This window comes from Streptomyces sp. NPDC053560, from assembly GCF_044544605.1.
Lineage (GTDB): Bacteria > Actinomycetota > Actinomycetes > Streptomycetales > Streptomycetaceae > Streptomyces.
The window spans coordinates 24,656-51,309 of record NZ_JBITXI010000023.1 but is presented as its reverse complement, the minus strand read 5'-3'; the positions used below and the strand labels follow the sequence as shown (position 1 = coordinate 51,309).

General features: G+C 70.1%; 20 protein-coding genes and 1 pseudogene. 7 read left to right on the top strand and 14 right to left on the bottom strand.

The window, feature by feature from the left end:
- Positions 1 to 44: 44 nt before the first annotated feature.
- A complete protein-coding gene (locus ACIGQF_RS37000) occupies positions 45 to 404 on the bottom strand; it encodes a metalloregulator ArsR/SmtB family transcription factor (protein WP_361564668.1) in 360 nt (119 codons plus the stop codon).
- A gap of 142 nt (positions 405 to 546) precedes the next feature.
- Here ACIGQF_RS37000 and ACIGQF_RS36995 point away from each other — a divergent pair, with 142 nt between their 5' ends.
- Together ACIGQF_RS36995 and ACIGQF_RS36990 are read left to right on the top strand one after the other, a co-directional pair.
- Positions 547 to 1,929, top strand: coding sequence for an MFS transporter (locus tag ACIGQF_RS36995; RefSeq protein WP_399720011.1), 1,383 nt, complete (start codon positions 547 to 549; stop codon positions 1,927 to 1,929).
- A gap of 313 nt (positions 1,930 to 2,242) precedes the next feature.
- Complete coding sequence (locus ACIGQF_RS36990) at positions 2,243 to 3,466, top strand: DUF418 domain-containing protein (RefSeq protein ID WP_399720008.1); 1,224 nt, start codon at positions 2,243 to 2,245, stop codon at positions 3,464 to 3,466.
- Here the strand turns inward: ACIGQF_RS36990 and ACIGQF_RS36985 are convergent.
- From ACIGQF_RS36985 to ACIGQF_RS36940, 10 genes and pseudogenes are all read right to left on the bottom strand, one after another.
- The gene (locus tag ACIGQF_RS36985) at positions 3,456 to 4,637 is read right to left on the bottom strand and encodes a peptidase C39 family protein (RefSeq protein WP_399720071.1); all 1,182 of its coding nucleotides are present in this window, start codon (positions 4,635 to 4,637) and stop codon (positions 3,456 to 3,458) included. The genes ACIGQF_RS36990 and ACIGQF_RS36985 overlap by 11 nt on opposite strands.
- A 142-nt stretch (positions 4,638 to 4,779) precedes the next feature.
- Positions 4,780 to 6,882 (bottom strand): iron ABC transporter permease, encoded by a 2,103-nt coding sequence (locus tag ACIGQF_RS36980; RefSeq protein WP_399720005.1) that lies wholly within the window; start codon positions 6,880 to 6,882, stop codon positions 4,780 to 4,782.
- Positions 6,883 to 6,953: 71 nt separating this feature from the next.
- Positions 6,954 to 8,018 (bottom strand): iron-siderophore ABC transporter substrate-binding protein, encoded by a 1,065-nt coding sequence (locus tag ACIGQF_RS36975; RefSeq protein ID WP_399720002.1) that lies wholly within the window; start codon positions 8,016 to 8,018, stop codon positions 6,954 to 6,956.
- A 136-nt stretch (positions 8,019 to 8,154) separates the two neighbouring features.
- The gene (locus ACIGQF_RS36970; protein ID WP_399719998.1) at positions 8,155 to 9,018 is read right to left on the bottom strand and encodes an ABC transporter ATP-binding protein; all 864 of its coding nucleotides are present in this window, start codon (positions 9,016 to 9,018) and stop codon (positions 8,155 to 8,157) included.
- A 194-nt stretch (positions 9,019 to 9,212) separates the two neighbouring features.
- Positions 9,213 to 10,085: a helix-turn-helix domain-containing protein gene (locus ACIGQF_RS36965; RefSeq protein WP_399719995.1), complete on the bottom strand. Its 873-nt coding sequence runs from the start codon at positions 10,083 to 10,085 to the stop codon at positions 9,213 to 9,215.
- A gap of 102 nt (positions 10,086 to 10,187) precedes the next feature.
- The gene (locus ACIGQF_RS36960) at positions 10,188 to 11,378 is read right to left on the bottom strand and encodes an acyl-CoA dehydrogenase (RefSeq protein ID WP_399719993.1); all 1,191 of its coding nucleotides are present in this window, start codon (positions 11,376 to 11,378) and stop codon (positions 10,188 to 10,190) included.
- 224 nt (positions 11,379 to 11,602) lie between these two features.
- Positions 11,603 to 12,340, bottom strand: a pseudogene (locus ACIGQF_RS36955) (ABC transporter ATP-binding protein).
- A gap of 140 nt (positions 12,341 to 12,480) precedes the next feature.
- A complete protein-coding gene (locus ACIGQF_RS36950) occupies positions 12,481 to 13,905 on the bottom strand; it encodes an NtaA/DmoA family FMN-dependent monooxygenase (protein WP_399719991.1) in 1,425 nt (474 codons plus the stop codon).
- A 21-nt stretch (positions 13,906 to 13,926) separates the two neighbouring features.
- Positions 13,927 to 15,144, bottom strand: coding sequence for an LLM class flavin-dependent oxidoreductase (locus ACIGQF_RS36945; RefSeq protein WP_399719988.1), 1,218 nt, complete (start codon positions 15,142 to 15,144; stop codon positions 13,927 to 13,929).
- A 125-nt stretch (positions 15,145 to 15,269) separates the two neighbouring features.
- Complete coding sequence (locus ACIGQF_RS36940) at positions 15,270 to 15,380, bottom strand: putative leader peptide (RefSeq protein WP_399719985.1); 111 nt, start codon at positions 15,378 to 15,380, stop codon at positions 15,270 to 15,272.
- 579 nt (positions 15,381 to 15,959) lie between these two features.
- Between ACIGQF_RS36940 and ACIGQF_RS36935 the strand changes: the two genes are divergently transcribed.
- Together ACIGQF_RS36935 and ACIGQF_RS36930 are read left to right on the top strand one after the other, a co-directional pair.
- The gene (locus ACIGQF_RS36935) at positions 15,960 to 16,238 is read left to right on the top strand and encodes a putative immunity protein (protein ID WP_399719983.1); all 279 of its coding nucleotides are present in this window, start codon (positions 15,960 to 15,962) and stop codon (positions 16,236 to 16,238) included.
- Between the two features lie 105 nt (positions 16,239 to 16,343).
- Positions 16,344 to 16,991 (top strand): class I SAM-dependent DNA methyltransferase, encoded by a 648-nt coding sequence (locus ACIGQF_RS36930; RefSeq protein ID WP_399719981.1) that lies wholly within the window; start codon positions 16,344 to 16,346, stop codon positions 16,989 to 16,991.
- A 383-nt stretch (positions 16,992 to 17,374) separates the two neighbouring features.
- Here ACIGQF_RS36930 and ACIGQF_RS36925 read toward each other — a convergent pair whose 3' ends face one another.
- Positions 17,375 to 17,821, bottom strand: a complete 447-nt coding sequence (locus tag ACIGQF_RS36925; protein WP_399719978.1) for a GNAT family N-acetyltransferase — start codon at positions 17,819 to 17,821, stop codon at positions 17,375 to 17,377.
- A gap of 141 nt (positions 17,822 to 17,962) precedes the next feature.
- On the opposite strand from ACIGQF_RS36925, the gene ACIGQF_RS36920 reads away from it, so the two are divergent.
- Together ACIGQF_RS36920 and ACIGQF_RS36915 are read left to right on the top strand one after the other, a co-directional pair.
- Positions 17,963 to 20,431: a beta-L-arabinofuranosidase domain-containing protein gene (locus ACIGQF_RS36920; protein ID WP_399719976.1), complete on the top strand. Its 2,469-nt coding sequence runs from the start codon at positions 17,963 to 17,965 to the stop codon at positions 20,429 to 20,431.
- Between the two features lie 200 nt (positions 20,432 to 20,631).
- On the top strand, positions 20,632 to 21,792 hold the full coding sequence (locus tag ACIGQF_RS36915) for a S1 family peptidase (RefSeq protein WP_399719973.1): 1,161 nt from the start codon (positions 20,632 to 20,634) through the stop codon (positions 21,790 to 21,792).
- 165 nt (positions 21,793 to 21,957) lie between these two features.
- Here ACIGQF_RS36915 and rph read toward each other — a convergent pair whose 3' ends face one another.
- Positions 21,958 to 24,603, bottom strand: coding sequence for a rifamycin-inactivating phosphotransferase (gene rph, locus ACIGQF_RS36910; RefSeq protein WP_399719970.1), 2,646 nt, complete (start codon positions 24,601 to 24,603; stop codon positions 21,958 to 21,960).
- A gap of 503 nt (positions 24,604 to 25,106) precedes the next feature.
- Here rph and ACIGQF_RS36905 point away from each other — a divergent pair.
- On the top strand, positions 25,107 to 26,093 hold the full coding sequence (locus ACIGQF_RS36905) for a hypothetical protein (RefSeq protein WP_399719968.1): 987 nt from the start codon (positions 25,107 to 25,109) through the stop codon (positions 26,091 to 26,093).
- Position 26,094: 1 nt separating this feature from the next.
- Here the strand turns inward: ACIGQF_RS36905 and ACIGQF_RS36900 are convergent, their stop codons facing one another.
- Positions 26,095 to 26,616 (bottom strand): MarR family winged helix-turn-helix transcriptional regulator, encoded by a 522-nt coding sequence (locus tag ACIGQF_RS36900; protein WP_399719966.1) that lies wholly within the window; start codon positions 26,614 to 26,616, stop codon positions 26,095 to 26,097.
- Positions 26,617 to 26,654: the final 38 nt, after the last annotated feature.

The following is a 26,654-nucleotide window of genomic DNA, read 5'->3' as shown; positions in this document are numbered from 1 at the left end:
TCCCATGGAGGGCGTTCGCGATCGGGCCGGCGCCGCCCACCCCGTCAGTCGTGTGCGGCCTCACCGCTGACGCGGTGGTCCGCGTGGCTCAGTGCCTCCAGTACGAGACGCCGCAGGTGCCCATCGCTCAGCCGGTAGTAGATGTGCCGGCCGGCGCGCCGCGTCTCCACCAGCCCGGCGAGCCGTAGCTTCGCCAGATGCTGACTGACAGCGGTCCGCGAGGCCTCGGTGCGCTCGGTCAGCGAGCCGACGTCCGACTCCTCCTGTGCCAGCACCCACAGCAGGTGCAGTCGCGTCGCGTCCGCGAGCAGTGCGAACACCCCTGTCGCCTCGGCCAGGCGGGCACTGTCGGGGACCTGCAGATGCGCATGTGGTGCAGATGGCACTGCATCGCGTTCGGACATGCATACAGCCTAGAGCGCGGCGCTCGCTGGGCATGCGGTCCCTCGGCCGTCGAGAGTGACGTAAACAATAGGTGCGCAGATGCGCACCTATTCGTACAGTGGGTGGAGTCAGCCTCGACCGTTCGGGCCAAGGGACACCAGCATGCTCTCCGTACTGCGCGACCGCACGTACCTGCACCTCTTCGCGGCACAGGTCATCGCCCTCATCGGCACCGGACTGGCCACCGTCGCACTGGCCCTGCTCGCCTACGACGTCGCCGGCGCGGCGGCCGGTTCGGTGCTCGGCACCGCTCTGGCGATCAAGATGCTCGCGTACGTGGCGATCGCGCCCGCCATCGGCGCGATCGCCGACCGGCTGCCGCGCCGTGCCCTGCTCGTCGGCAGCGACCTGATACGCGTCGGCGTCGCCCTGATGCTGCCGTTCGTCGACCATGTCTGGCAGGTCTACGTCCTGGTCTTCGTGCTCCAGGCCGCCTCCGCCGCCTTCACCCCCACCTTCCAGGCCGTCATCCCCGACGTCCTGCCGGCGGAGCGCGACTACACCCGGGCACTCTCCCTCTCCCGGCTCGCCTACGACCTGGAAAGCCTGTTCAGCCCGGCGCTCGCGGCCACGCTGCTCTCCCTGATCACCTACAACTGGCTCTTCACCGGCACCGCCGTCAGCTTCCTTGCCTCGGCCGCCCTGGTGGTTTCGGCGGTACTGCCGAAACCGGTCACCGCCCAACACACCGAACGCACTGAACCTACCGGCGGCGTCCGCGGCAAAGCCGGCACCGGCGCCCGGCTCTTCTTCACCACGCCACGGCTGCGCGCACTGCTCGCTCTCAATCTGGCCGTCGCCGCCGCGAGCGCGGTCGTCACCGTCAACACCGTCGTCTACGTCCGTGACCACCTCGGCCGTTCCGCGGGCGACGTACCGGTCGCGCTCGGCGCGTACGGCGCGGGATCTATGGCCGTCGCACTGCTGCTCCCCCGGGTGCTCGACCGCGTGTCCGACCGGACAGTGATGCTGAGCGGCGCCCTGCTGCTCACCGCGGTCTTCGCCGGCCTCGGTGGCGTCACCGCGGCCGCTACGGGCGACTGGCGGTGGTCGGCCCTCCTGGCGGCCTGGGCCGCGTTCGGCGCGGCCTGCTCGATGGTGCTCACGCCCACTGGACGGCTGATCCGCCGCTCGGCACCGGCCACGGGACGTGCCTCCGCGTTCGCGGCGCAGTTCTCCCTCTCCCACGCCTGCTGGCTGCTGACCTATCCGCTCGCCGGTTGGCTCGGCGCGACGGCCGGCCTGCAGTGGGCCGTCATCGCGTTGGGCGCAACGGCGCTGGCAGCCGGGCTCCTGGCGCTGCGGCTGTGGCCGTCGCGCGACCCGGACCGGATCCCCCACCTGCACACCGCCCTGGACGCCGAGCACCCGCACCTGGCCGACGCCGCCCGCGCGCCGGGAGGCTGGCGACACAGCCACACCTACGTCATCGACAGCCTCCACAGCACATGGCCCACCACTCCCCAACACGCTCCCGGCCACTGACCGTCCCCTTCTTCCCCGGGCTGTGACGGGTCACCCAGGCGAGAGACGCCAGCTCTTGCGGCAGGCGTAGCAAAGATGGGCGGCGAGGTGTCCACACCGGTCGCCGTGCCGTCCGGGCCGATCACAACGGCCACGCGCCGTCCGGCTCGTTCATTGCTCTGCTGTCGCCGGACATCGAAACCTGTGTGGTCCAGGGGACCGCAGCCGTGCGTCGTCGCACCGCCGCACTCAGAAGAACTGACCTCGGCTGCGATATCCGGCCGAAGCCCGGTGGGTCGTTTCCTGTTTCAACTGAAACGGCCACGTTGGAGCAATGGCGTACGAAACCTCGCTGGCCGGTGACACCACCACCGCGCCGGCTCAACCGTCCCCACAAGCCGCAGCCCCGACCACCCGGAGACTGGTCGGTGTCGACCTGGCCCGCGGACTCGCGGTGCTGGGCATGTTCACCGTCCACGCCGGCCCTGCTCCCTCGGACGCCGGGCCACTGGCTCCGCTCGTGGAACTCACCTACGGCCGCTCGTCCGCGCTCTTCGCCCTGCTCGCCGGCTTCACACTGGTGCTCATGACCGGCCGCTCCGAGCCCAGGACCGGCCGAGCCGGCCGCCAGGCTGTGGGCAGGGTCCTGATCCGCTCCGTCGTACTGTTCGCCCTCGGGATCGCCCTGATCGCGCTGGGCACCCAGCTCGACGTGATCCTCGCCTACTACGCGCTGCTCTTCGTCTTCGTCCTGCCGTTGTACCGGGTGCGCGCCTCATCCCTGGCACTCGCGGCCGTCGCCACCGCACTGGTGCTTCCCCAGGTCCTGTATCTCGTCAAGGTCGCCATCGACGGCGGGAGTTGGTCGGACACCCTGATCGCCACCGATCCGCTGGCGCGCATCACGGACTCCGACGGCGTTCTCGACCTGATGTTCACCGGCCCGTACCCGGTCCTGACCTGGATTCCGTTCCTGCTGGCAGGGATGGCGGTGGCCAGGCTCGACCTCTCCCGGGCCGCGGTGCGCATCCGGCTGGCCCTGACCGGCATCGGTCTCGCCATCCTCGGTTACGGCGGCTCGTGGGTGGCCCTGCACCTGATTCCGGGCGCGTACGCGGCCATCGCCGCCGGCACGGACGGCGATTCCCCGTCGTCGGCCTGGTGGTCCGAGACGGTCGGTCAACCCACCGACAACTTCGGCGAGTGGCTGCTGGTGGCCGCGCCGCACAGCCAGACCACGCCGTCCATCGTGGGCGCTACCGGTGTCGCCCTGGCCGTACTGGCCGGCTGCCTCATCGCCGTCGACCAGCTGCCACGCTTCCGTCGCCTGGCCACACCGGTCACGGCAGTTGGCATGGTGTCCCTGTCCGCCTACGTCCTGCACATCGTCGTCATCGGGGCGGTGTGGAAGGAAGACCTGCCGGGTTCCTGGGCGGCTCTGTTGCTGTTCTTCGCGGGCACGATGCTGCTGGCTGTCGTATGGACGCGGCGGTTCCGACGCGGGCCGCTGGAGTACCTGCTGCACACCGCCGCCAAGCCCGCACGCCTCATCCGGTGACGCACGGACGGCAGGCAGGTACGGCCTGTGGAGGAGCGAACGGCCAGCGCTGCGGGTGGCCGATGGTCACGGCGCCGCGGAAGCGGACTGGCGACTCCCCGGATTCCCCGGAGTCCGCCGGGTCGACCGACTCCGCCGAGTCCCCGGCGCTGGTGGCGATGGTCGACATGGTGTCGAGCGACGAGTCCGGAACGGGGAGCAGGTGGGCGTCGACCCAGGTGTCCCCCGCGTCCGTCTGGGCCCACGGGTCCTCGATCAGGAGGGCGCCAGGTACGGCGCCGTGGCAGAGCACCCAGTGCGGTACGTCGAAGCCTTGCATCGCGGCGAGCGAGAGGAGGAGCAACACGTGTTCCCGCCGGCCGATCGCACTCCGGATCGCGGCCAGGGAGAGGCGGTGCGGGTCGATCGGGACGCCGATGCGCCCGGCCTCCGCACGCGACGTGCGTTGGAGCAGGGCGCGCCACTCCCGCTCGTTCTCCGGGTAGTGGTCGAGCAGGACGGGCCGCTCCACATCGAGGTGGACCGTGACGGGGGACGACGGCCACGCCCGGCGCACGGCGACGCCCAGTCCGACGGGCTCGCACGCGGGGAAGTTGGTCGCGCCGCGCCACAGTGTCAGCTCCGCCTCGCGGTCGAGTGCCTCCCGCGGCAGTGTGCCCGCATGCGTCTGGGCGACCAACGCGGTGACGGCGCCGCACGTGAAGTGCGTGGTCTGCCGGTAGTACGGGGGTTCGGTCACCGTGGTCTTGGTGGGCACCTCGTCGTCATGCAGCCAGCGGACGTACCCGGTTTTGGGCCCTACCGCGTGCCGCGTCGGCGTGAGCGGAGGGCTCAGCGGGGCGAAGCCGGCGGCAGCGGCCGCCTCTGGACTCGCCGTCCAGCCTTCCCACTTGACCTGCGTGAGCCCTTGGCGGCGTGCCTGGGCGACGACCGCCTCGACGGCTGCCGGTACGTCGCCGACGGCGTCGACGATCTTCAGGTACGCCGTGTGCGGGCGTGCCGTCACGAGCGCGGCAGCGACCCAGTCCGCACCGTCGGAACCGTCGCCACCACCGGAACCGTCGCCACCACCGGAACCGTCGGCACTCGGAACCGCCACGATGTGGGGAGCGTGGGCGGAGCGGTCGACCGTGTGCCAGCGCTCCGGCACCTCGTGGAGTCCGAGCCGCATCAGCAAAGCCGGCAACGTGTCGGGCACGAACGGGACGACGACGCTGTTCGCAGACGCTTCGTTCACAGACGCTTCCTGCCGCTTCTGCTGTTCCTGTTGTTCCTGTTGTTCCTGTTGTTTCTGCGGAGGCCCCGGCACGCCGTCACGCGCGGGACTGCCGGAGCACCCAGACGAAGTACGGGGCTCCGACCAGTGCGATCATGAGGCCCGCCGGTACCTGAGCGGGGGCGACGAGTGTGCGGCCGAGGGCGTCGGCGACGCAGACCAGGAGCCCGCCGAGCAGCACCGCGACGGGGATCGCGCGGCCGTGCCGGGCGCCCACCAGTGACCGGGCGAGGTGCGGGGCGACGAGCCCCACGAAGCCCACGACACCGACGGCGATCACGCTGAGCGCCGCGAGCACCGCGGCGATCGTCAGTGCGGCGAAGCGTGTGCGTACCGGCCTCACGCCGACGATGCGCGGGGTGTCCTCGTCGACGGCGAGCAGGTCGAGCCGGCCGCGCATGGCGAGCAGCACGGGGAGCGCGAGCGCCAGGGCCACCGCGACCGGTACGACGTCGGGCAGTGTGCGTCCGTAGGTCGTACCGGAGAGCCAGGTGAAGATCCGGGGTGTGTTGTACGGGTCGGCACGCAGTAGCAGGAAGGTCGTGATCGAGCTGATGCCGTACCCGCAGCCGATGCCGATGAGTACGAACCGGTCGGGCAGGAAGCCGCCGCGCCAGGACAGCAGGGCTATCACCGCGAACGTGGCGAGCCCCGCCGCGATGGCGACCGCGATGAGCAGCGGCTGTCCACCGGACAGGCCCGATGTGACGACGGCCGCCGCACCCAGCCCGGCGCCCGCCGTGATGCCGAGCACGCCCGGCTCCGCCAGCGGATTGCGCACCGTGCTCTGTACGACGCATCCGGCCAGTCCGAGTGCCGCGCCGGCGAGGACCGCGGCGAGCACGCGCGGGACCCGGTCGTCCAAAGCCTGCCCGATCAGGGCGGGGGCGGCGCCCTGCGCCCAGAGCGCGATGTCCCCCGTACGCAGCCAGAGGCTTCCCGCCAGGACCGCCACGAGCGCCGCCCCGGCCAGGAGTGCCAGCGCGCCGAGCACGACGAGCAGGAACGCGCGGCGCGATCGTGCGGCGACCCGCACGTGCGGTGGTTGCCGGAGCCGGCCCGTGTCGCGGAGGCGGAGCGCGAGGACAACGATCACCACTGCGCCGAGCAGCGCGGTCGGTACGCCGGTGGGAATGGAGGCGGCCCCGTCCGCACCCTGCACCGCGCGCAGCGACGCGTCCGCGAGCAGGATGAGCAGCGCGCCGACCAGTCCGGCCGCGGGCACCAGGAAGAGGTGGCGGCGCAGTGCCCGTACCCTTCCGGCGACCAGCCGGGCCAGGACGGGGGCGCCGAGGCCGACGAAGGCGATCGGGCCGGCGAGTGTCACCGCCGTACTGGTCAGGAGTACCGCGCAGAGCACGGCGGTCACCCGGGTGGTCCGGATCGGCACACCGAGGGAGGACGCGGCGTCATCGCCGAGGTTCATCACGTCCAGCCGCCGGGACAGCGCCAGGGCGACGCACAACACCAGGGCCACGAGGGGCAAGGCCCGCATCGAGGCGTCGATGTTCAGTTGGGCAAGCGAACCGCTCCCCCAGGCGAAGAGACCGGTCGTGTTCTGCTTGAACAGGATGAGGAGCATCGCGGTGGCCGCGTCCAGCGCCATCGCGATCGCCGATCCGGCGAGGATGAGGCGGGTGCCGGCGGTGCCCGCGGCCCGGCCAGCGAGGAGCAGTACGAGCGCCGCCGCGGCCAGGCCGCCGGCGAAGGCGACGGCGCCCGACGCCCAGAGCGGCACGGCGAGACCGAAGGCCGCGACGAGCGAGAGCGTGAAGTAGGCCCCGGCCGACACCGCGAGGGTGTCGGGGGAGGCGAGCGTGTTGTGCGTGACGGACTGCAGCAGTGCGCCGGCGCAGCCGAGGGCGAAACCCACTGCCACACCCGCGAACAGGCGCGGCAGCCGCGAGCCGGTGAGGACCTCGCCGACCGGTGCCCCGCCGGTGTGCTCCCGTTCCCCGGCGAGATGCCGCACGAGGTCACCGACGCCGACGCCCGAGGTTCCCTGCGTCAGATGCCACATGCCCACCAGGGCGGTCAGGACGAGAAGGACCGTCAGTACGGCCGCCCCGGCGGGGCCGCCGCCGCGCTCGACGCGCGGCGGCGCTTCCTGTTGCGGTGCCCATGTCGGCGGTTCGTTCACTTCTTGCGGTGTGTTCACTTCTTGCGCTGTGTTCACTTCGTGCCGGGTACGTCGAGATGCCCGCGGTGTGCTCACTTGTTGTCGAGTACGTCGACGTAGGCGTCGATCGCCTGCTCGCAGGAGCGCGGGCCGCCGGCGCCCCACACCCGGGCGGGGAAGGAGTGCGCGCGGCCTTCCTTCACGGCCGGGACGGTCTTCCAGAGCGGGTTCTTCTTCAGCGCGGCGACGTACCCACCGGCCCCCGCGTCATTGGCGTAGAAGAGGTTGGCGTCCCCCACCGAGGTGAGTCCCTCGACGTCGGTCTGGGCGAGACCGTAGGACGGGTCGACGCCGCCGTCACCGTGCGCCTTGTTGACGTCGTCGGTCCACGCGGGGTGCATGCCGAGCTCTTCGCCTATCTCGGTGAACAGGGCGCCCTTGCTGTACGGGCGGACGGTGAGGTTGCCGCCCTCCAGCCATCCGTCGAAGAACAGGAAGTCCTTCGTCGGCAGATCGGCGTCGGCGACCTGCTGCTTCGCCGTCGCGAGATGCTCGTCGAACTCCTTGAGGACCTTGTCCGCTCGCTCGGTGCGTCCCGTCGCCTTGCCGATCATGCTGAACACCTCCCGCATGTTCCCGATCGGGTCCTTCGGGTTCGCCCCCCGCGTGGCCATCACGGGGACGCCTCGCTTCTCCAGCTTCGCGATGGTCTCGTCGTCGGCCTTGAACGCCTCCACGACGATGAGGTCGGGCTTCGCCGCGTAGAGGGTGTCGAGGTCGGGCTCCTCACGGGTGCCGATGTCGGTCACCCCGCTGGGCAGCTTCTCCGCGCTGACCCAGGTGCTGTATCCCTTCGCATCGGAGACCGCGGTGGGGGTGACGCAGAGGGTCAGCGCGTCCTCGACCTGCTGCCACTCCAGGACCGCGATCCGCTTGGCGGGCTTGTCGAGCTTCACCTGCCGGCCGACGCCGTCCTTGAAGGAGACCGGCTTCGTCGAGGTGGTCGTGGTGTCCTTGGCACATTCCTTCGACGCGGGCGAGGCGCTGGCGCCGTCGCCCGCCGCGGCCTTGTCGACGTTGGTCGTGCCGCAGGCCGTTGCGGCGAGGACGATGAGTCCCGCGGAGGCTGACGCCGCCAGGCTACGGGCAAGCTTCATGAAATATCCTCGTTTGCGATTCATGGGGTGAGTGGGATGAGTGGCCGAGTGGGAGCGGCGGGTGCACCGCTTCAGGCGAGACGCCCCGCTTCAAGCAAGGCCCCGCTTCAAGTCCCGCGTCAGGCGAGGTACCGCTTCAGGCGAGGTGTCGTCCGATCGGGTCGATGCGGAGCCGGCCCGTGCGCGAGTCGACGGCGACCTCGACGCGGATGTCGTAGACCTCGCCGATGTTCTGCGCGGTGAGGACGTCGGCGGGTGCACCCATCGCGTGCACCCGGCCGGAGCGCATCAGGACCAGCGTGTCCGCGACACGGGACGCCTGGTCGAGGTCGTGCAGCACGATCCCGACCGCGATGCCGTGCTCCTCGACGAGGTCCCGCACCAGGTCGAGCGTCTCGATCTGGTAGCGCAGGTCCAGGTGGTTGGTCGGTTCGTCCAGCAGCACAACGCCGGTGTCCTGGGCCAGGCAGGCCGCGAGCCAGACGCGCTGCAGCTCCCCGCCGGACAGCTCCCCGACCGGCCGGCCGGCCATGTCCCGTACGCCGGTGACGCCCATGGCGCGGTCGATGGCGCTGCGGTCCTCGGCGGTCGGTCCGGCGAAGCCACGCCGGTACGGATGGCGCCCGAAGGCCACGACCTCCGCGACCGTCAGCCCTTGGGGCGCGGGCCTCGACTGGGAGAACAGTGTGACCTCGCGGGCGAACTGGCGGGCACTGAGCAGGGCTGCGTCGCGCTCGGCCGGTCCGTCGGGGGCGCCGAGCGTGACCCGGCCGCCGTCCACCCGGTGCAGTCGGGAGAGCGCGCGCAGCAGCGTGGACTTCCCACTGCCGTTCGGCCCCACCAGGGCAGTCGCGCGCCCGGGTTCCAGGGCCAGCGAGACGCCGTGGACGACCGGTGTGCCGCCGTACCGCAGTACCAATTCGTGCCCGTTGAGGGCGGCCACCGGCGTGGCGGGGTCGGCCACGGGGCGACCGGCGCGCCGGGAAGTGCTTGTGAACATCAGTGGGTCCGGACGGTCGGAGGGGCAAGGGCGGCGGCACCCTCCGTCCGGCCTCCGCCGTCCGGCTTTCACCGTAGGGCTTTCGCCGTCCGGACAGCGAACTCTCCCGCACATGGACAGCACCGTGCACGGCAAGCACCAACTAAGGGTTACCTAACTCCGAGAAGAGTATGTTCCGCCTGCCCCGTCGGCAATCAGGAGTTCCGGACAGCCGGTACGGGATTCCGGACATCCCCCGAGGTGCCGTCGGCATCGAAGAAGGCGCCCGGCGTGGTTCCCATGACCCTGCGGAAGGCGGCGATGAAGGTGCTGGGCTGCGCGTAGCCGAGCGTCTCGGAGACGGCCGTCACGTCGAGTCCCTCGGAGAGGAGCGTCAGCGCCCGGTGCACACGCAGCACCTGTCGCCACTGCGCGAAGGACAGGCCGGTCGCGTGGCGGAACGCGCGGGTGATCGTACGGTCGCTCACCCCCAGACACTGCGCCCACTCCTCCAGCGAGCGGCCGTCGGCGGGATCGTCCAGCAGGGCTTCGGCGATCGCGTCTATGCGGGCGTCGCCGGGCAGCTGCAGTGCGAGCTGGTGTTCCGACGGCTCCAGCACATCGAACACGACCGACTCCGCCCGCGCCCTGGCAGCCGCGTCGAGGTCGGTACGGGAGAGATGGCTCAGCAGCGACTCCAGCAAGGGCGTCATCGCGATCACCCTCGGCTCCTCGAACGCGAACGGTGCGCGGTCGGGAGCGAAGAAGGCTTCGTAGAACTTCGCGCCCGCCGTCGCCCGACCCCCGTGCACCACTCCGGCAGGCATCCACAGCCCGTACCCCTCGGACACGGTGAAGACACGATCCTCCACCCGGGACGTCAGCGTTCCCCCGCGTACCCAGACGAGCTCATGCCGGGGGTGCGAGTGCGGCGCCCACTCCGTGGGAACCCGGGGAATCTGCAGGCCGGCGAATATCGCGAACGGGGCTATCGCCTGCTCCGGGAAGGGCTCCACCCTGCGCACCACAGTGCCCGCCTCGCGCCGCCACATCCCGGGGCTCGCGTCACCACGGGCAGATCGGACCATGCGGACGATTCTACTCGTCTACTCGGGGGGGCACGCCGGTCACCTGAGCCCCTCGGCCACCCCTCTTACCCCTTATTCTTTATTTTCATACCTTTCGCTCAATTATGGGGCCTTCGGCGCCAGGTCGAGAAACTCCCAGCGCGCCTGGGGCTGTGCACCGCTCAGCCATTTCCCGCAGTTCTGCAGGACCACCGGGCTTGAGGTGATGTGCTGGGTACCCGTGCCGAGGTCACGGAGGAACCGGTCGATCGGCCCGCGCCGGATCGCCGCTGTCCCCGCCCAGCGGTGCACTGTCCGCCCCACGTCCTGCACGGTCCACGTCGCATGGTTGAGCGCCAGTCTGAGCAACGTGTCCTGCTCGGTGCTCAGCAACTCGCCCTTTTCCAGGGTGGCTTCGATGCCCTGCCATATCTCCATCGCCCACGCGCGCGCCGAACGAAGCTTGGCCTCGGCGGTCGCGTACTCCGCGTGGAACTGCGTGGTGTCGACGGCGGCGTTGGGTGTGCCGGACTTGGCCGCGGCGACCGACTTCAGTTCATCGAGCAGGCGCCTCCCGACCCCGAAGGCCCAGCCGGTGTGCCCGATGGCAGCCATGTTGACCAGGCCGAGGCGGTAGATCGCTCCACCGTTGGCCGGGGTCGTCGTGGTGGCGATGTAGGTGTGCGTCGCCGGGACGTATGCGTCGGCACAGTGGTAGTCGATGCTGTGCGTCGCCCGCAGACCGAGCACGTCCCAGTTGTCGACGAGTTCCACCTGCGACTTGGGCATCGCCAGCACCCGAAATTCCCCGGTGCCCTCGACCAGGATCGCGCTGTGGATGTGGGTGGCGTGCGCCATGCCGGAGGCGAACTGCCAACTTCCGCTCACCAGATAGCCATCGCCCACCGGGACGGCCCGGCCGGGCCGGGTGCCGTGCCCGGCCAGCAACGCGTAGTCCCCGCCGGCGACATCGGGGAACAGGTCGGCCGCCGCCACGGCATCGACATAGGCCGCGGTGGTACCGGTCATCAACTGCAGCGCCATCATCGTCCAACCGGCCGCGGCATCGTGGTAGCTGACCCGCTCGACCGTCTCGATCAGTTGGCGCGGGGAGAACTCGTAACCGCCGAGAGTCAGCGGCAGTTCGGCCCTGACGAGGCCCGCGTCCAGCAACGCCCGCGCGGTGTCCTCCGGGAGTCTGCCGAGTTCCTCGGCCACGTCCGCCTTCGCGTCAAGTTCCCCGCCGAGTGCGTCGATTCGCTCCAGCATCGCGGGAAATTCCGCGCTGACATGCAATCCGGCCGTCGCCGTCATGGATGGCCGCCCCTCGCTATCCATACCGAGTCAGCGTCACTCTAACGAGGAGCCGCACCGTTCCCCAGCCTGCGCCAGGAAGTTTCCCGGGCGGGGCGTGATGGTGACCGCTGCGCAGTTTCGTACGTGACCCGTGCTCCTCGTAGTACGCGGCCACCGTCGGCAGCTGCCCGCCGGCGGCGCCCCCGGACAGGCGAACGGCTACTGGTGCAACTCGTCAGCGGTCACAACGCGTTGTCCTCCTCTGCGAGGTCCACTCCCAGTTGTGCGAGCATGCGGTCGCGCAGAGCCGCGTACTCGGGGCTGCTCTGGCGGCGCGGTGCCGGGAGCTGCACGGGCAGGTCGGCCGCGATCCGGCCCTCCTCCAGGACGACCACCCGGTCGGCGAGCACGATGGCCTCGTCCACGTCGTGCGTGACCAGCAGTACGGCGGGCCGGTGGCGCTCGCACAGCCGGCGCAGCAGGGTGTGCATCCTGATCCGGGTGAGGGCGTCCAGCGCGCCGAACGGTCCCTCGGCGAGGAGGAGTTGCGGTTCACGTACGAGGGAGCGGGCAAGCGAGACGCGTTGCTGCTCGCCGCCGGACAGTTCGACGGGCCAGGCCCGCTCGCGCCCTTCGAGCCCGACTTCGGCGAGGGCCGCTCGGCCGCGCTCCTCGGCGTCCGGGCCCGGCAGGCCCAGCACGACGTTGTCGAGCAGTCGCTACAAGGGCAGCAGCCGCGCGTCCTGGAAGACGACGGATACGTCCTCGGGGGCGGCGAGTTCGCCGCTCCCCGCCACTTCGTGGTCGAGCCGGGCCAGCGCCCGCAGCGGTGTGCTCTTCCCGGAGCCGCTGCGCCCGAGCAGCGCGACGAACTCGCCCGGCTCGATGTTCAGTTGAAGGCCGTCCAGGACCCGGCGCTCCCCGAAGGAGCGCACCAGATTATCGATACGGACCGTTGCGCGGCCCTCGGCCTCGATCAGGCCGGCGCGGCGACCGCGTCGGTGACACGGTTCGGCCGCGCCAGCGGCGTGTTGCCCACCACGTCGGTCAGGGATGCGTGGATGTCCAATGCTGCGCTCCTTGCGTCGGGCTGCTTCCGCCAGCGTGACGGCGAGGAACGTTACGACGCCACCCGCTCGCTGCCCATGTCGTCCGGATGAGCGAGGCCGAGGTGGTGGCGCAGGGTCGGCCCCTCGTACTCGGAGCGGAAGACACCCTGTTCCTGGAGCAGCGGGACGACCCGGTCGGCGAAGGCGTCGAGACCGCCCGGGGTGATGTGCGGGACGAGGATGAACCCGTCGCTGGCGTCGGCCTGGACGAGTTCGTTGATGGTCTTCGCGACGGTGGCGGGGGCGCCCACGAACGTCTGCCGGTTGCCGGTGTTGATGACGAGGTCGCGGATGGACCAGTTGTGTGCGGCGGCCAGCTCACGCCACTCGCGAGCGGTGGCCAGCGGGTCCCGGTACATGCGCACCTGGGCGCGCCCCATGGCGATGTGCCGGCCGTTCACGTCCGGGTCGATGTCGGGCAGCGGCCCGTCCGGGTCGTACGACGAGAGGTCGCGGTTCCACACGAACTCCAGGTGCTTGAGCGCGGTGGCCCCGCTGACCTGCTGCCGGCGCACGTCGCGGGCGATCTCCTCGGCCTCCGCGTCGGTGTCGCCGAGCACGAAGGTCGCGGCGGGCAGGATCTTGAGCTGGTCCGGAGTGCGGCCGTAGGCGGCCAGCCGGCGCTTGACGTCCGCGTAGAACGCCTGCCCCTCCCCAAGGGTGGCGTGCCGGCTGAAGATCGCGTCGGCGGTCGACGCGGCGAACTCGCGGCCCTCTTCGGAGTCCCCGGCCTGGAAGATGACCGGCCGGCCCTGCGGAGACCGGGGAACGTTGAACTGCCCCTGGATGTCGAAGTGTGGTCCGGTGTGGACGAAGGAGCCCGCCTTGGCGTCGCTCAGGAAGGTGCCGGTGGCCTGGTCGGCGAGGATCTCGTCGCCGCGCCAGGAGTCGAAGAGTTCGCCCGCGGTGGTCAGGAACTCCTTGGCCCGGGAGTAGCGCCCCTCCTGCGGCAGGAAGCCGCCACGACGGAAGTTCTCGCCGGTGAAGGCGTCCCAGGAGGTGACGACGTTCCAGGCGGAGCGCCCGCCGGTGAGGTGATCGAGGCTGGCGAACTGGCGGGCCACCTCGTAGGGCTCGTTGAACGTGGAGTTGATGGTGCCGGTCAGTCCGAGATGCTCGGTGACGGCGGCGAGCGCGGACAGCACGGTGAAGGTGTCGGGGCGGCCGACAACGTCCAAGTCGTATATCTGCCCGCCCTGTTCGCGTAGCCGAAGCCCCTCGGCGAGGAACAGGAAGTCGAACCTGGCGCGTTCGGCGGTCCGCGCGAAGTGCGCGAACGAACTGAACTCGATGTGACTGCCGGCCTCCGGGTCACTCCACACGGTGGTGTTGTTGACACCGGGGAAGTGCGCGGCCAAGTGGATCTGCTTCTGCGGCGGCTTCCTGTCGGCCTGCTTCTGGGACGTGCTGTGGATCTGCTTCTGCGGCTTGCTCATGGCGTACGGTCTCCGTCCGGCTCAGGCAGTGGCGGCGTATCGGTTGGCGGGGCGGGCGAGGCCGAGGAGGCCGCGCAGGGTGTCGGCTTCGTAGGCACGGCGGAACGCACCCCTGCGCTGAAGTTCGGGTACGAGGCCTCGGGTGATCGCGGGCAGGTCATGGCCGACGACGGCGGGCCGCAGCCGGAAGCCACTCAGCCCAGCGGACTGGAACTCCAGCAGTGTGTCGGCGAGTTGCGCAGGCGAGCCGGTGAAGATGCGAGCGTCGCCGGCGTACGGGGACCCGGCGAGGTCATCCAGGCGCGCACGGCGGGTACGTGCGTCGGCCGGATCGTCGTCGAGGAAGACGACCAGGTCACCGAAGACGTGCAGGGGCTGCTTCGAGCGGCCGGCCGCTTCCTGCTCGGCGCGGATCTCGCCGACGATCGCGCGGGCCCCGCCGACGTCGTGCGGGGTGACGTAGCCGATGTCTCCCTGCCGCCCCACCAGCCGGTACGGCGCGGCCTGGTGGGCCAGGGCACTGACGACGGGCTGGCCCTGGGGTGGACGCGGGGTGATCGAGGGGCCCTTCACACTGAAGTGGCGGCCCTCGAAGTCGATGTAGTGCAGCTTGTCGCGGTCGATGAAGCGGCCGGTGGTCGCGTCCCGGATCTCCGCGTCGTCCTCCCAGCTGTCCCAGAGCCGGCGCAGGACCTCGACGTAGTCGGCGGCCTCGTCAAAGAGGTCTGTCACCAACTCCTCCGCGTCCGGGCTGTCGTACGCGTCGATCGGCGGGATCGTACGACGGCCGAAGTGCGCGGCCTCGTTCGGGCGAGCACTGATCTGGACGCGCACTCCCGCCCGGCCGCTGCTCACATGGTCGAGGGTGGCGATGGCCTTGGAGAGGTGGAACGGCTCCGTGTGCGTCACCACCGCGGTCGGCACCAGTCCGATGTGCCGGGTGAGCGGGGCGATGCGAGCCGCGAGCAGGACGGCGTCCAGCCGGCCGCGCACCTGGTCGGTGCGGCCGTCGAGCTCCAGGAAGTGGGAGGACTGCAGGCCGAGCCCGTCCTCGAAGGTCACGAAATCGAGCAGCCCGCGCTCGGCTTCGGCGACCAGTTCGGCCCAGTACGGAGCGGTGAACAGGTCGCGGGGCCGGGCCACCGGCTCACGCCAGGACGCGGGATGCCAGCCGGTGCCGTCGAGAGCGACGGCGAGATGCAACGCGGAAGCAGGGGATGAAGCAGGGGAGGGGGACACGGGCGTGCCTTCCTGAGTTTGTTGGTACGTCGTACGTCCGCACGGGATGGCTGATGGCCCGCGCGTGACGGGCGCGGGCACGGTGAATGAGGGGCCCGGGCGAGCGAGAGCCTGGGCAGAAGAGGTCAGGAACGACAGAGCGCGCCGGCGAAGCGCCGCAGGTCGATGTACGGCCGGGAGTGGAGCCGGACACGACGGCCGGGGTTCAGGGCATGCGGGTCCAGCACGCGTCGCATGCCACACACCTCCGCCCGCCGGACCACCGGGACGGCGCGCGCCGTGGAGCGCCGGCCGTCGGGGGTCACAACGGCCCCGTCCCGCCGTCTGTTCCCGGCGTGCGCACCTGAAGAATCCGCGTGCGGGTACGCAGGGTGAATCCGATCGACCGGTACCGGCGGATCGCCCTCCACCATTTCCGGTGCGTCCCCGAGCCCGAGCCGCACCGCCTCCGGGGCATGCTCGGCCCGCACCGCCGCCGACGGCCAGGCAAGCGCGGCCGGGGTGACCGGGGCTTCACCACCGCCACGAACATCGATCGGATGCGCCACGGAACGGGAGCCTTTCGGGTGCGTGACCAGGCATCGGAATGCGACGTACCGGGCGCCGTACAGCACTGACGCGGACAGTCGCCACACACCGGAACGGAGGGTGGTGGGGGCAGGTCAGGAACACCGACATGCGGACGCGTCCACGCGTGCCAGATCCACGTACAACCTGCGGTACAGCGCTGGAGGGCTCACCTGCTCATGTTTAACAGGCAGCCGGTCCATGGTTCATTGCAGACGCATGAACTTTGACAGCTCCATCCAGAAGGAGTGCCGACCGTGACCCTCTCGAAGGTCCGTGCCCCTGGCTTCGTGACGATCCGGCGCGGTGGGCCCCTCACCGATGCGGATCACCATCTCCTCGCTCTGTGGGTGGCCTCCTGCGCGGAGCACGTGCTCGGCCTCTTCGAGTCGGCCCAGCCCGATGATCCGCGACCACGGCAAGCCATCAGGTCCCGGGCCGCGCCTCTCGCATGGCCGCCCCCCCGCACGAGCCTCCACCATCTTTACCTCACCGCGCACCCACGCGCGGGCGTGCTCGCGACGTGATCCGCGAGCTCGTACTGGACGATCAGCGGCTCCGCAACGACGTCTGCTGGTCAGTGTTCGACCGTTCTTGAAGCGCATGCGTGCGCGAGCCGCTAGGGTCTCCCGGTGACCGAACTTCAGACCTTGCGTGACACCCGTGAGTCCTATGACGCCATCGCACAGACCTACGTGGAGCTGTTCCAGGACTCTCTGCGCGACCGTCCCCTGGAGCGCGCGCTCCTGAGCGCCTTTGCGGAGCTGGTACGGGCGGACGGCGACGGTGCGGTCGCGGACCTCGGCTGTGGGCCGGGGTACGTCACCGCCCACTTGCGCGGGTTGGGTCTGAATGCCTTCGGTGTCGACGCCTCCCCGGCGATGATCGATCTCGCTCGCGAAGCGCACCCCGAACTCCGATTCGAGGTCGGCTCGATGGCCGCGCTCGACATCGAGGACCGCACGCTGAGCGGAGTGCTCTCGCGGTGGTCCGTCATCCACACCCCGCCGCGGGACGTGCCCGACATCCTGGCCGAGATCGCCCGGGTCCTGGCTCCCGGCGGGCACCTGCTGATCAGCTTTCCCGCCACCGACGGCCCCCACGACGAGACAGAGGCCTACGACCATGCGGTGGCAACGGCCTACCGCTGGTCCCCCGACCATCTCGCCGCGCTCCTGCGCGACCACGGATTGGCCGAGGCGGCCCGCACAGTGATCGAGCCGCAGCCCACCGACAAGCGACAGTTCCAGGAGGTCCAGCTCCTCGCCCGCAGGGCGTAGGCGCGGGAGGGGAAGGCGGGTCGGCGCGGCGGGACCGGCCGGAACGGAACTGAGCGGCGAGCGGGCCGACTTCCGTTCGGGCAGGCCGGGCACGCTCATCGGCACCGCACCGTACTGCACCGCGCTGCACCGCCCCGTCGGCCAACGCCGATCGGGAGTGCGGCACCCGCCGGAGCCAGGAGGAATGCCCGGCTGACGATGACGCACCAACCTACGGGCCGTCTTCGGTGTGATGGGGCATTGAAGGCGGCCACCACACCCGGGGAGGATGTCGAGAAGGCCGAAGCTCATGCCGAGGTCACGGCCCGGCCGGCGTCGGAAGCGCAGACCGCGGCGAAAACCGCCGCTCAGCATGGGGCCCGGGCGAGGCAAGCCGCTGCGCCCTACCTGGACTGAATCCGGCTCGCGCGCATCCAGCGGTACATGCCGACCGAGTTGTGCTCGGCGGTGTCGGCGAAGCCGAACTTCTCGTAGAGGAAGCGCGCGGGTCCGTCCGCGATCAGGGACACGTACGCCGTCTCGGGCGCGCGGCGCTCCAGCTCCTCGGTGAGCGCGGCCATGATGCGCCTGCCGAGCCCCCGCCCCTGGTGTGCGGGGTGCACGCAGATGTCGACGACCTGGAACGCGGTGCCGCCGTCCCCGATGACACGCCCCATACCGATGGGCTCGCCCTCGTGGTGGAGCACCACGCCGTGCCACGTGTTCGGCAGGGCCAGCGCGACCGCCTCGGGGGCTCTGTCGGAGAGTCCGGCATCGGTGCGCAGCTTTCGGAAGACCTCGACGGAGGGCACGCCGACGCGCAACTCGTAAGGGTCAGCAAAGGCATTCATGCATTACACGCTAGCAGGGGCGAGCAAGGCTTGCGTGAGACGAGGCCCTCCTACGGGTGGGCAATTACTCGCACAGTTCCTAACATGTTTCCCCATCAAGGCTGCGCAAAAGTCAACGCATGTCTTTTTGGAGGCACCCGCATGCCCCTCTCTCGCAGACAGTTGCTCGCCACCGGCGTCCTCGCGCTGGGCACTCCGCTGCTCACCGCCCGGTACGCCACCGCAGTCACTCCTCCCGCCGGCCGCGTGGCACCTGCACCCGGCGGTCACTACGCCCCCAACGCCGCGCCCCTCGCCCCTACCGCCTTCCTGCGCCTGCCCCCGGGCTCCGTCACCGCACGCGGCTGGCTCGCAGGGCAGCTCAAGCTTCAGCTCGACGGGCTGTGCGGCCAGTACGAACGCGTATCGCACTTCCTCGACTTCGAGGACACCGGATGGGTCCACCCGGAGAAGAACGGCTGGGAGGAGGTCACCTACTGGTTGCGCGGCTACATCAGTCTGGCCGTCGCCACGCGCGACGACACCGCGCTGGAGAACAGCCGGCGGTGGATCGACGCGATCCTCGCCACCCAACAGGACGACGGCTTCTTCGGCCCGCGCGCGCTGCGCACGGCGCTGAACGGGGGCCCGGACTTCTGGCCGTTCCTGCCGCTTCTGATGGCGCTGCGCACCTGGCAGGAGTACGCGCACGATGAACGCATCGTGCCGTTCCTGACCCGGTTCACCCGCTTCATGAACGCCCAGGGGCCGGGCGCCTTCGACAGCAGCTGGGTCTCCTTCCGGTGGGGTGACGGGCTGGACGTCGCGCAGTGGCTCTACAACCGCACCGGCGAGCCGTATCTGCTCGACCTCTGCGACAAGATGCACCGGTACGGAGCCGACTGGACCGGAGAACGGCTGCCCAGCCCGCACAACGTCAACATCGCGCAGGGGTTCCGCGAACCCGCGCAGTACGCCGTACGGTCCGGCGATGCACGGCTCACGCAGGCCACCTACCGTGCGTACAGCGAACTGCTGCGCACTTACGGCCAGTTCCCCGGCGGCGGCTTCGCCGGCGACGAGAACCGGCGGCCCGGCTTCGGCGATCCCCGGCAGGGTTTCGAGACGTGCGGCATCGTGGAGTTCATGGCCAGTCACGAACTGCTGGTTCGCCTCACCGGCGACCCGCTGTGGGCGGACCGGTGCGAGGACCTGGCCTTCAACATGCTCCCGGCCTCCCTCGATCCACAGGGCAAGGCCATCCACTACATCACCAGCGCCAACAGCGTCGATCTGGGCCGGGAGAAGAAGACCCAGGGGCAGTTCCAGAACGGCTTCGCGATGCAGACCTACGAGCCGGGCATCGACAACTACCGCTGCTGCCCGCACAACTACGGCATGGGCTGGCCCTACTTCACCGAGGAACTGTGGCTCGCCACCCCCGACCACGGACTGGCCGCCGTCATGTACGCGGCCGGCGAGGTGACCGCGAAGGTCGCCGACGGTACGGAGGTCACTTTCCGCGAGGAGACCGACTACCCCTTCGACGAGACGGTGACCCTCACCCTCTCCGCACCCAAACGGCTCACGTTCCCGCTTCGGCTGCGCATCCCCGCCTGGTGCGACAATCCCACGCTGAAGGTGAACGGCCGCCGCACGGCGACACATTCGGGCCCCGCCTTCGTCACGATCGACCGTACGTGGGCGGACGGCGACACCGTCACACTCCGGCTGCCCCAGCGCACCGCACTGCGCACCTGGTCCGGCAACGGCAATGCCGTGAGCGTCGACCACGGGCCGCTCACGTACTCGCTGCGCATCGGTGAGAAGTACGTGCAGTACGCCGGCGACGCCACGTTCCCGTACTACGAGGTGCACGCCACCACGCCGTGGAACTACGGGCTCGCCGCCGGAGGAGACACCGGGGCCGACACCGAACGCATCGCCGCCGGGCTGAAGTTCCACCGTGCCCGAAAGGCCCTGGCGGACAACCCCTTCACCCACGACGGCACCCCCGTGCGGATCAGCGCCCCGGCCCGGCGCATCGCGGCATGGACGGCCGACAGTGAGGGTGTGGTCAACCCGCTCCAGCCGAGCCCTGCCCGGAGTGGGGCCCCCGAGGAGCGGGTGACGCTGATACCGATGGGCGCGGCCCGGCTGCGCATCACCGCGTTCCCCACCGTCTCGCCGGCGGGCCGGCGCTGGTCCGAGGAACGCCCGTACCACCGCGTCCAGAACAAACACAGCGGGAAAGTGCTCGCCGTGGACGGGATGTCCCTGGACGACGGGGGACGGGTCGTGCAGTTCGACAACTCCGGTACGGGAGACCATGCTTGGCAGCTTCTCCCCCGCGACGGCGGGCACCTCGTCATACGCAACGGCTACAGCGGCAAGGTGCTCGGCGTCGAGGGCGGCTCCGGCTCGGACGGTGCGCGCGTCGTGCAGTACACGGACCGTGACGACCCTGGCCTGCGGTGGCGCATGACCGACAGCGGCGACGGGTGGCACACACTGACCCACGTGACCAGCGGGAAGGTGCTCGGCGTGCTGGACGGGTCCACGCAGAACAGCGCCCGGACCGTCCTGCGCGAGGACACCGGGGCGGACGATCAACGGTGGAAGCTGCTCTGACCAGCGCTGGAACGACCGCCGCCTATACACCTGCAACAGCACCCCGCGCTCATACCAGCGTCCAGCGTCCGGCGTCATTGGCATGGACCTGATACCCAGGTCCGGCTAAGCTCGATGCGACCCCAATGAGAGCGCTCTCAAGAAGCGGTTGTTCCACCCTGTTCCACCCATCCTTGTGGGAACGACGAAGGGCAACTCCCGTGAGACGCAGCAGACTCAAGCACGTCGGCGTGGCTACCCTCCTCCTGCTCGGCAGCTGGACCGCGTCGGGCACCCTGCCGGCCGCGGCAGCCGACTCCCCCACCGCCGCAAAGGCTCCCTCCGCCTCCACCGGCCTGCTCAAGGCAATGCAGCAGGACTTCGGCCTCACCCTGGCACAGGCCGAGGACCGGATCGCGGCCGAACGCCGAGCGACCAAAATCGCACCCGAGGCACAACGAGCCGCCGGCGACGCCTTCGGTGGCTCGTGGTTCGACGCCGGACGCGAGCGACTGACCGTGGCCGTCACCTCGGCCGCGTCACCCGCCACCCGGCGGGCCGTCCGTGCCACCGGCGCCCAAGTACGCACCGTCGAGCACAGCGCGCGGAAGCTGGACGCCGTCAAGACACGCATCGACCGCCTCGACGCTCCCACCGGCGTCAGCGGCTGGCACGTCGATCCCGCCGCCAACACCGTGGTGGTCGACGTCGTCAGCGGCAAGCGAGCCGACAACGATGTCCAACGCTTCGTGAAACGAGCCCGCGAAACCGGACCGGTCGAGGTCCGGACGGTGGCGACCGCGCCCCGGACCTTCGCGGCGGGCACGGTCGGCGGCGACCCGTACTACACCGGCAACGTCCGCTGCTCCATCGGCTTCTCGGTACACGGTGGGTTCATCACCGCCGGCCACTGCGGCAAGGCCGGTGCGGCCGTCAGCGGCTGGGACCGTTCCCCCATCGGCACGTTCCAGGGTTCGTCGTTCCCGGACAACGACTACGCCTGGGTCAGTGTGGGCAACGGCTGGTGGACGGTGCCGGTGGTCATCGGCTGGGGCACGGTCTCCGACCAGCTCGTACGCGGCTCTGCAGAGGCCCCGATCGGCGCCTCCATCTGCCGTTCCGGCTCCACGAGTCACTGGCACTGCGGCGCCGTACTCGCCAAGAACGAGACGGTGAACTACAGCGAGGGCGCGGTGCACCAGATGACCAAGACCAGCGTCTGCGCCGAACCCGGCGACTCGGGCGGTTCGTTCATCAGCGGTGACCAGGCGCAGGGTGTCACCTCCGGCGGCTGGGGGAACTGCTCCAGCGGCGGGGAGACCTGGTTCCAGCCCGTCAACGAGATCCTCAACCGTTACGGGCTGACGCTGCACACGGCCTGACGCTGCCACGAGCCCTGGCTCTGGACGGGCTCTGACTTGCCCTGGGGCCGACACCGCGAAGCGGCTGCGGTCGGCCTGCGCCATCTCCACCCCCTGCCATGAACCGGCGGCGTTGGCGCAGGCCGCTCCTCTCAAGCCTTCACGGTCTCGGTGTGGTGTGGACGGTCACGGCAGGATCTCGACGTATCCGTCGGTCCCGTGTACGCGGATCCGCTGCCCGTCCCGGATCCGACGGGTGGCCTGCTCCACACCCACCACGGCCGGCAAGCCGTACTCCCGGGCGATCACCGCGCCGTGGGTCATCAGGCCGCCCACCTCCGTCACCAGGCCCGCGATGCCGACGAACAGCGGCGACCAGCTGGGGTCCGTGAAGGCGGTGACCAGGACGTCGCCCGCTTCGAGATCGGCCTCCGCCATGTCGAGGACGACGCGGGCCCGTCCCTCGATCGTCCCGGCGGAAACCGGCAGGCCGACCAGGGCACCGGGCGGCACGTCGTCGCGCCGGTACGCACCGGTGACGGCCTCGCCGTCCGAGGTGAGCACCCGGGGCGGCGTAAGCGCGTGGTACGAACGGAACGCGTCCTTGCGCTCCTGGATGAGCTGCCCAATGGACTGTTGGATGGGCTGCTGGATGGACTGGTCGTCCCCCTGGCGCGAGCGCACGACGTCGTGGAATTCCTGGAACGTGAGGTAGAAGACGTCCTCCTGGTCAGGAATGACGCCTGCCCGCACGAGGCGCTCGGCCTCCGCCAGCAGGGCCTGCTTGTAGACGAAGTAGCGGCTGATGATGCCGTACTTCGGGTACTCCCGGTACCCGATGAAGGTACGGACCCGGTCGATCATTCGCTTGGTCTCGTCGGCTTTCCGGTCCCCGTCCGGCAGGGCCCGCAAGCGGGACAGCACGTCCTGTTCCTTCTGCTGTGCCTTCTGCCGGCCCTCCTCGAAGCGCCGCTCGGCGGCGCCCGGCTCGAAGTTCCTGACGTTGTCGAGGATCACGGGCACGAGCGTGGTCGGGCGCTCGCGCCAACGCGGCCTCGTGATGTCGATCTCGCCGACGCAGCGCATGCCGTACCGGTCGAGGTAGGACTCGATGGCGTCGCGCGCTTCGGGCCCGCCAGCGAGCTTCGCCAGCTCGTCCAGAAAGCCCTCGTCCTCGACGCCGACGCCTTGGAGGAACGCCACCACCTCCGGATGCGGGCGGATCACGTCGGCGACGTCGAGCAGCGCCAGGCCCATCTCCGAGGTGACGTTGTCGGGGGCGGACAGGGTGAGCGTGTCAGCCGCGTTCTTCTCGCCCAGCCACTCCTGCAGCTTGTCGTTGAGCCACCAGGTGGCCTCCATCCCCGCCATGATCGCCTTCATGCTCAGCGGATCGCTGAGGACCCGCTTGTGCTCCTCGAAGGCCTCCAGCAGGAAGTCGAACAGCGCCGGTCCGGTCTTCGTCCGGATGCCACGCTCCAGGTCGGCGATGGACGCCTGGCTGCGCTCGATCAGTTCGGTGACGATGGCCGGATCGGTCTCGATCGGGGCGGGCGCACCGCCGGGCGGCGGCCCGCCGGGACCCTCGTCCAGGAGCGACGGTACGAAGCCGTCGCGGTCGAGGACGGTCTCCAGCGCGTCCCTGACCAGCGGGTCCCCCTTCCCCATGACGTCCAGGAGGCCGGCGCGGCTCGCGGGCGAGGCCAGCCGCCGGGTGGTGTCGACGAACAGCCGCCCGCCGGCCGCGTGCATCTGCACCATGGCCGTCAGCTGCCACATGGAGATGCCCAGGGGCTTCATGGGGTCGGTCATCATCTGCTGATGACCGACGGAGACATAGACGTGATTCTCCTCGTCGTCGGCCTCGGGGATCGGGAACAGCGTAGTGATCGGCCGGCTCTGCACGATGTGGAAACCGGCGTCGTCATCGGTCAGGCACCATTCGATGTCCTGCGGGCTGCCGAAGTGCGCTTCGATCCGCCGCCCGAGCCGCACAAGTTCCACGACCTGTGCATCCGTGAGCGCCGGCTGCTCCTGCCGCTGCGAGTCGATCGTCACTTCCTGCGTACCGCCGGCCGGCAGGGCCTGCACCGCACGCTGTTTGGCGGCGATCGCCCTGGCGATGACTTCGCCGTCCCGCACCTTGTAGACGTCCGGGTTCACCAGGCCGGATACCAGGGCCTCGCCGAGGCCGAAGCCGGCGTCGACGGTGGCGACCTTCCGGTTGCCCGTGACGGGGTCGGCCGTGAAAAGAATGCCGGCCGCACGCGGGAAGACCATCTGCTGCACGACCACGGCCATGTGGACCGTACGGTGGTCGATGCCGTTGCGCTGACGGTACGTCACGGCCCGCTCGGTGAACAGCGAGGCCCAGCACCGGCTGACGTGCCGGAGAACCGCCGCCGGCCCCACCACGTTCAGGTACGTGTCCTGCTGGCCGGCGAAGGAGGCCGTCGGCAGGTCCTCCGCCGTCGCGCTGGACCGGACGGCGCAGGCGGTCCGGTCGCCGAGCCGGGCGAGCGCACCGGTGATCGCCGCGGCGAGCTCGTCCGGGATGGCGATGTCTTCGATGGTTTGGCGGATCTGCGCGCTGAGCGTGCGGATCGCCTCCCGGTCCTCCGGGTTCACGCGCGACAGCTGATCGAGCCGATCGTTGACCGCCGGCGCCTCCGCCATGATCCGCCGGAAGGCGTCCGTCGTCACGCAGAAGCCGGCCGGCACGCTGATGCCTTCGATCCGCGACAGCCTGCCCAGGTGGGCGCCCTTGCCGCCGACGGCCGCGACCTGCGTCTCGTCAACCTCTTCGAGATCCCACACGTACTGCTCGATCAACGCGCTACCTCCGAGGCAGTCGTGTCCTGTCGTCGCACTGCTCCGGCCAATCGAATCACCGGCGCTGCAAGTTCCGTCGAACCTCTTGTCAGGCGCGTCCCCACTGCCCCCACTGCCCCCATCGCTCGCGACCGCACTGCCGGTCCCCGCACTTCCGGTCCCCTCGCTGGTTCGACGTCACCGCGTCCCCCAGACGTCGACAACACACGCACGTCGTGTCCCCATTTCTGCATTTACGCAGGTTGTGGCCTCGACGGAAGATTGTGCGGCACCCCCTGGGCCTTGCCGCAAGCCCCCCATTGCGCTATACATTGAGAGTGGCAAGGAGAGACTTCTCCTTGCCTTTGTCATTTCCTTCTGCCGTAGGCTCACGGATCCCGTCGGCCTGCGGATGCCGTCGGCCCACGGATGCAGTTGCGGAACCTCGCGCCTCCGGAGAACCGTTACGGTCCGTCCCGCGTCCCCACGGGGAACGGAACCGGAACGTACAGAAGGCTCGCACCATGACACGCACCACACCACACGACCGCGCAGCGCCGCCGACGGGCGCGGACTCGGGACGCGGTGTCACCGCCACGACGTTCGCCGTCCTGCGGCAGCACCGGGGAGCGCTGGCGGGTGTGACGGTACGTGTCGTCGGGCTGTCCGGGCTGATCGGGCTGCTGATGACGGCCGCGATATTCGCGCTGGGCTGGCCCCTCTTCACCCATATGCGGAACCAACGCATCTGGTACCACTACAACGAGGACCCGTACCTGCACGATTCCAGCGACCTGGGACTGGTCGCCGCCTGCACGCTTCCGCTCTTCCTGCTCCTTTTCGGCATGGGCAGCGCGGCCCTGCAGAGTGTGTGCTCACGGGCCGTCGCGGTGGGGATCGGAGCCCCTGAGGCAGGGGACTCGTTGCGTGCCACGGTCCGTGCGCGGATGCGGCCGATGCTCGCTGTGTACACGCTGCGCGGCCTGGTCGTATGCGCGCTGCCGCTGCTCTTCCTTGCCGTGGCGCACAGTCTCACCGGCTACCAGACCGACACCGAAGACCAGATGCTGGCGCCCGGATCATGGCCCTACACACTCGTCAAGGCGTCCCCGATGGCGGCCATCGCCGGCGCCGTGCTGCTGCGCCTCGCGCTCGCCCTCGCCCCGGCCGCGGCGGCCGACGGGCTCGGCCCCGTCGCGGCCCTGCGCCGTTCCTGGTCGCTGACGTGGACGCGCGCCGGAGGGGCCCGCGTCCTCGCCCTCGCACTGCCGCTGGCCGCACTGACCGCCGGAGTGCTCCGGCTCGTGGTGCAGCTCGCCCTGCCGCTGCGCCCCCTCGTGCGCACTCTCCTCGAACAGGCCACGGGAAACTTCTTCGCCGCCTACTACGCCGGCATCCTCGCCCCCGTCATCGTGGGCCTCCTGGTCACCGCGGCCCTGACGCTCCCTCTCACGTACACGGCCTTCGCGGCCCTTCACCACCACCTTCGGTCCCGGTCGTCACTGCCGTAGGTCACTCGCTGTCAGGGGTGGGCTGCTCCATGTGGGAGAGCCAGGTCGTGAGCAGCTTTTCCAGCGCTGTGGCCTCGGTGGGTGTCAGGAGGTCCAGTAGTCGGCGCTCGTTGTGCATGTGGTCGGTGAATGCCTGGTCGATGAGGTCACGCCCGGGTGTGGTGAGGGCGACGATCCGACCGCGCTGATCGTTGTCGGAGCGGCGGCGGGTGACGAGTCCGGCGCGCTCCAGGCGGTCGATTCTCTTCGTCATCGCACCGGTGGTGACCATGGTGTGCGCGGCAAGCTCGCCGGGGGCCCGTTCATACGGCTCACCGGCGCGGCGCAGTGCGCACAGGACGTCGAACTCCCCCTCGCTGAGGCCGTAACGGTCGTAGACGAGGCAGAGGTTCTCGGTGAGGCGGTCGCCCAGCCGGTGCAGCCGGCCGATCACGCCCTGCGGGCCGACGTCGAGGTCCGGGCGTTCGCGGCGCCAGTCCGCCTGGATGCGGGCCACGCGGTCCAGCGGTTGCCGATCGTTCATGGATCCCATAGTAGCTTCCGAGGAAGTTATATTAGCTT

Bases quoted from the DNA above. Each gene is read 5' to 3' on its own strand.
- ACIGQF_RS36995 (WP_399720011.1), top strand. From the start codon at position 547: ATGCTCTCCGTACTGCGCGACCGCACGTACCTGCACCTCTTCGCGGCA.
- ACIGQF_RS36970 (WP_399719998.1), bottom strand. From the start codon at position 9,018: ATGTTCACAAGCACTTCCCGGCGCGCCGGTCGCCCCGTGGCCGACCCC.
- ACIGQF_RS36900 (WP_399719966.1), bottom strand. From the start codon at position 26,616: ATGAACGATCGGCAACCGCTGGACCGCGTGGCCCGCATCCAGGCGGAC.
- ACIGQF_RS36975 (WP_399720002.1), bottom strand. From the start codon at position 8,018: ATGAAGCTTGCCCGTAGCCTGGCGGCGTCAGCCTCCGCGGGACTCATC.
- ACIGQF_RS36965 (WP_399719995.1), bottom strand. From the start codon at position 10,085: ATGGTCCGATCTGCCCGTGGTGACGCGAGCCCCGGGATGTGGCGGCGC.
- ACIGQF_RS36960 (WP_399719993.1), bottom strand. From the start codon at position 11,378: ATGACGGCGACGGCCGGATTGCATGTCAGCGCGGAATTTCCCGCGATG.
- ACIGQF_RS36950 (WP_399719991.1), bottom strand. From the start codon at position 13,905: ATGAGCAAGCCGCAGAAGCAGATCCACAGCACGTCCCAGAAGCAGGCC.
- ACIGQF_RS36990 (WP_399720008.1), top strand. From the start codon at position 2,243: ATGGCGTACGAAACCTCGCTGGCCGGTGACACCACCACCGCGCCGGCT.
- ACIGQF_RS36920 (WP_399719976.1), top strand. From the start codon at position 17,963: ATGCCCCTCTCTCGCAGACAGTTGCTCGCCACCGGCGTCCTCGCGCTG.
- ACIGQF_RS36940 (WP_399719985.1), bottom strand. From the start codon at position 15,380: ATGCGACGCGTGCTGGACCCGCATGCCCTGAACCCCGGCCGTCGTGTC.
- ACIGQF_RS36905 (WP_399719968.1), top strand. From the start codon at position 25,107: ATGACACGCACCACACCACACGACCGCGCAGCGCCGCCGACGGGCGCG.
- ACIGQF_RS37000 (WP_361564668.1), bottom strand. From the start codon at position 404: ATGTCCGAACGCGATGCAGTGCCATCTGCACCACATGCGCATCTGCAG.
- ACIGQF_RS36925 (WP_399719978.1), bottom strand. From the start codon at position 17,821: ATGAATGCCTTTGCTGACCCTTACGAGTTGCGCGTCGGCGTGCCCTCC.
- ACIGQF_RS36985 (WP_399720071.1), bottom strand. From the start codon at position 4,637: ATGCGGCTCGGACTCCACGAGGTGCCGGAGCGCTGGCACACGGTCGAC.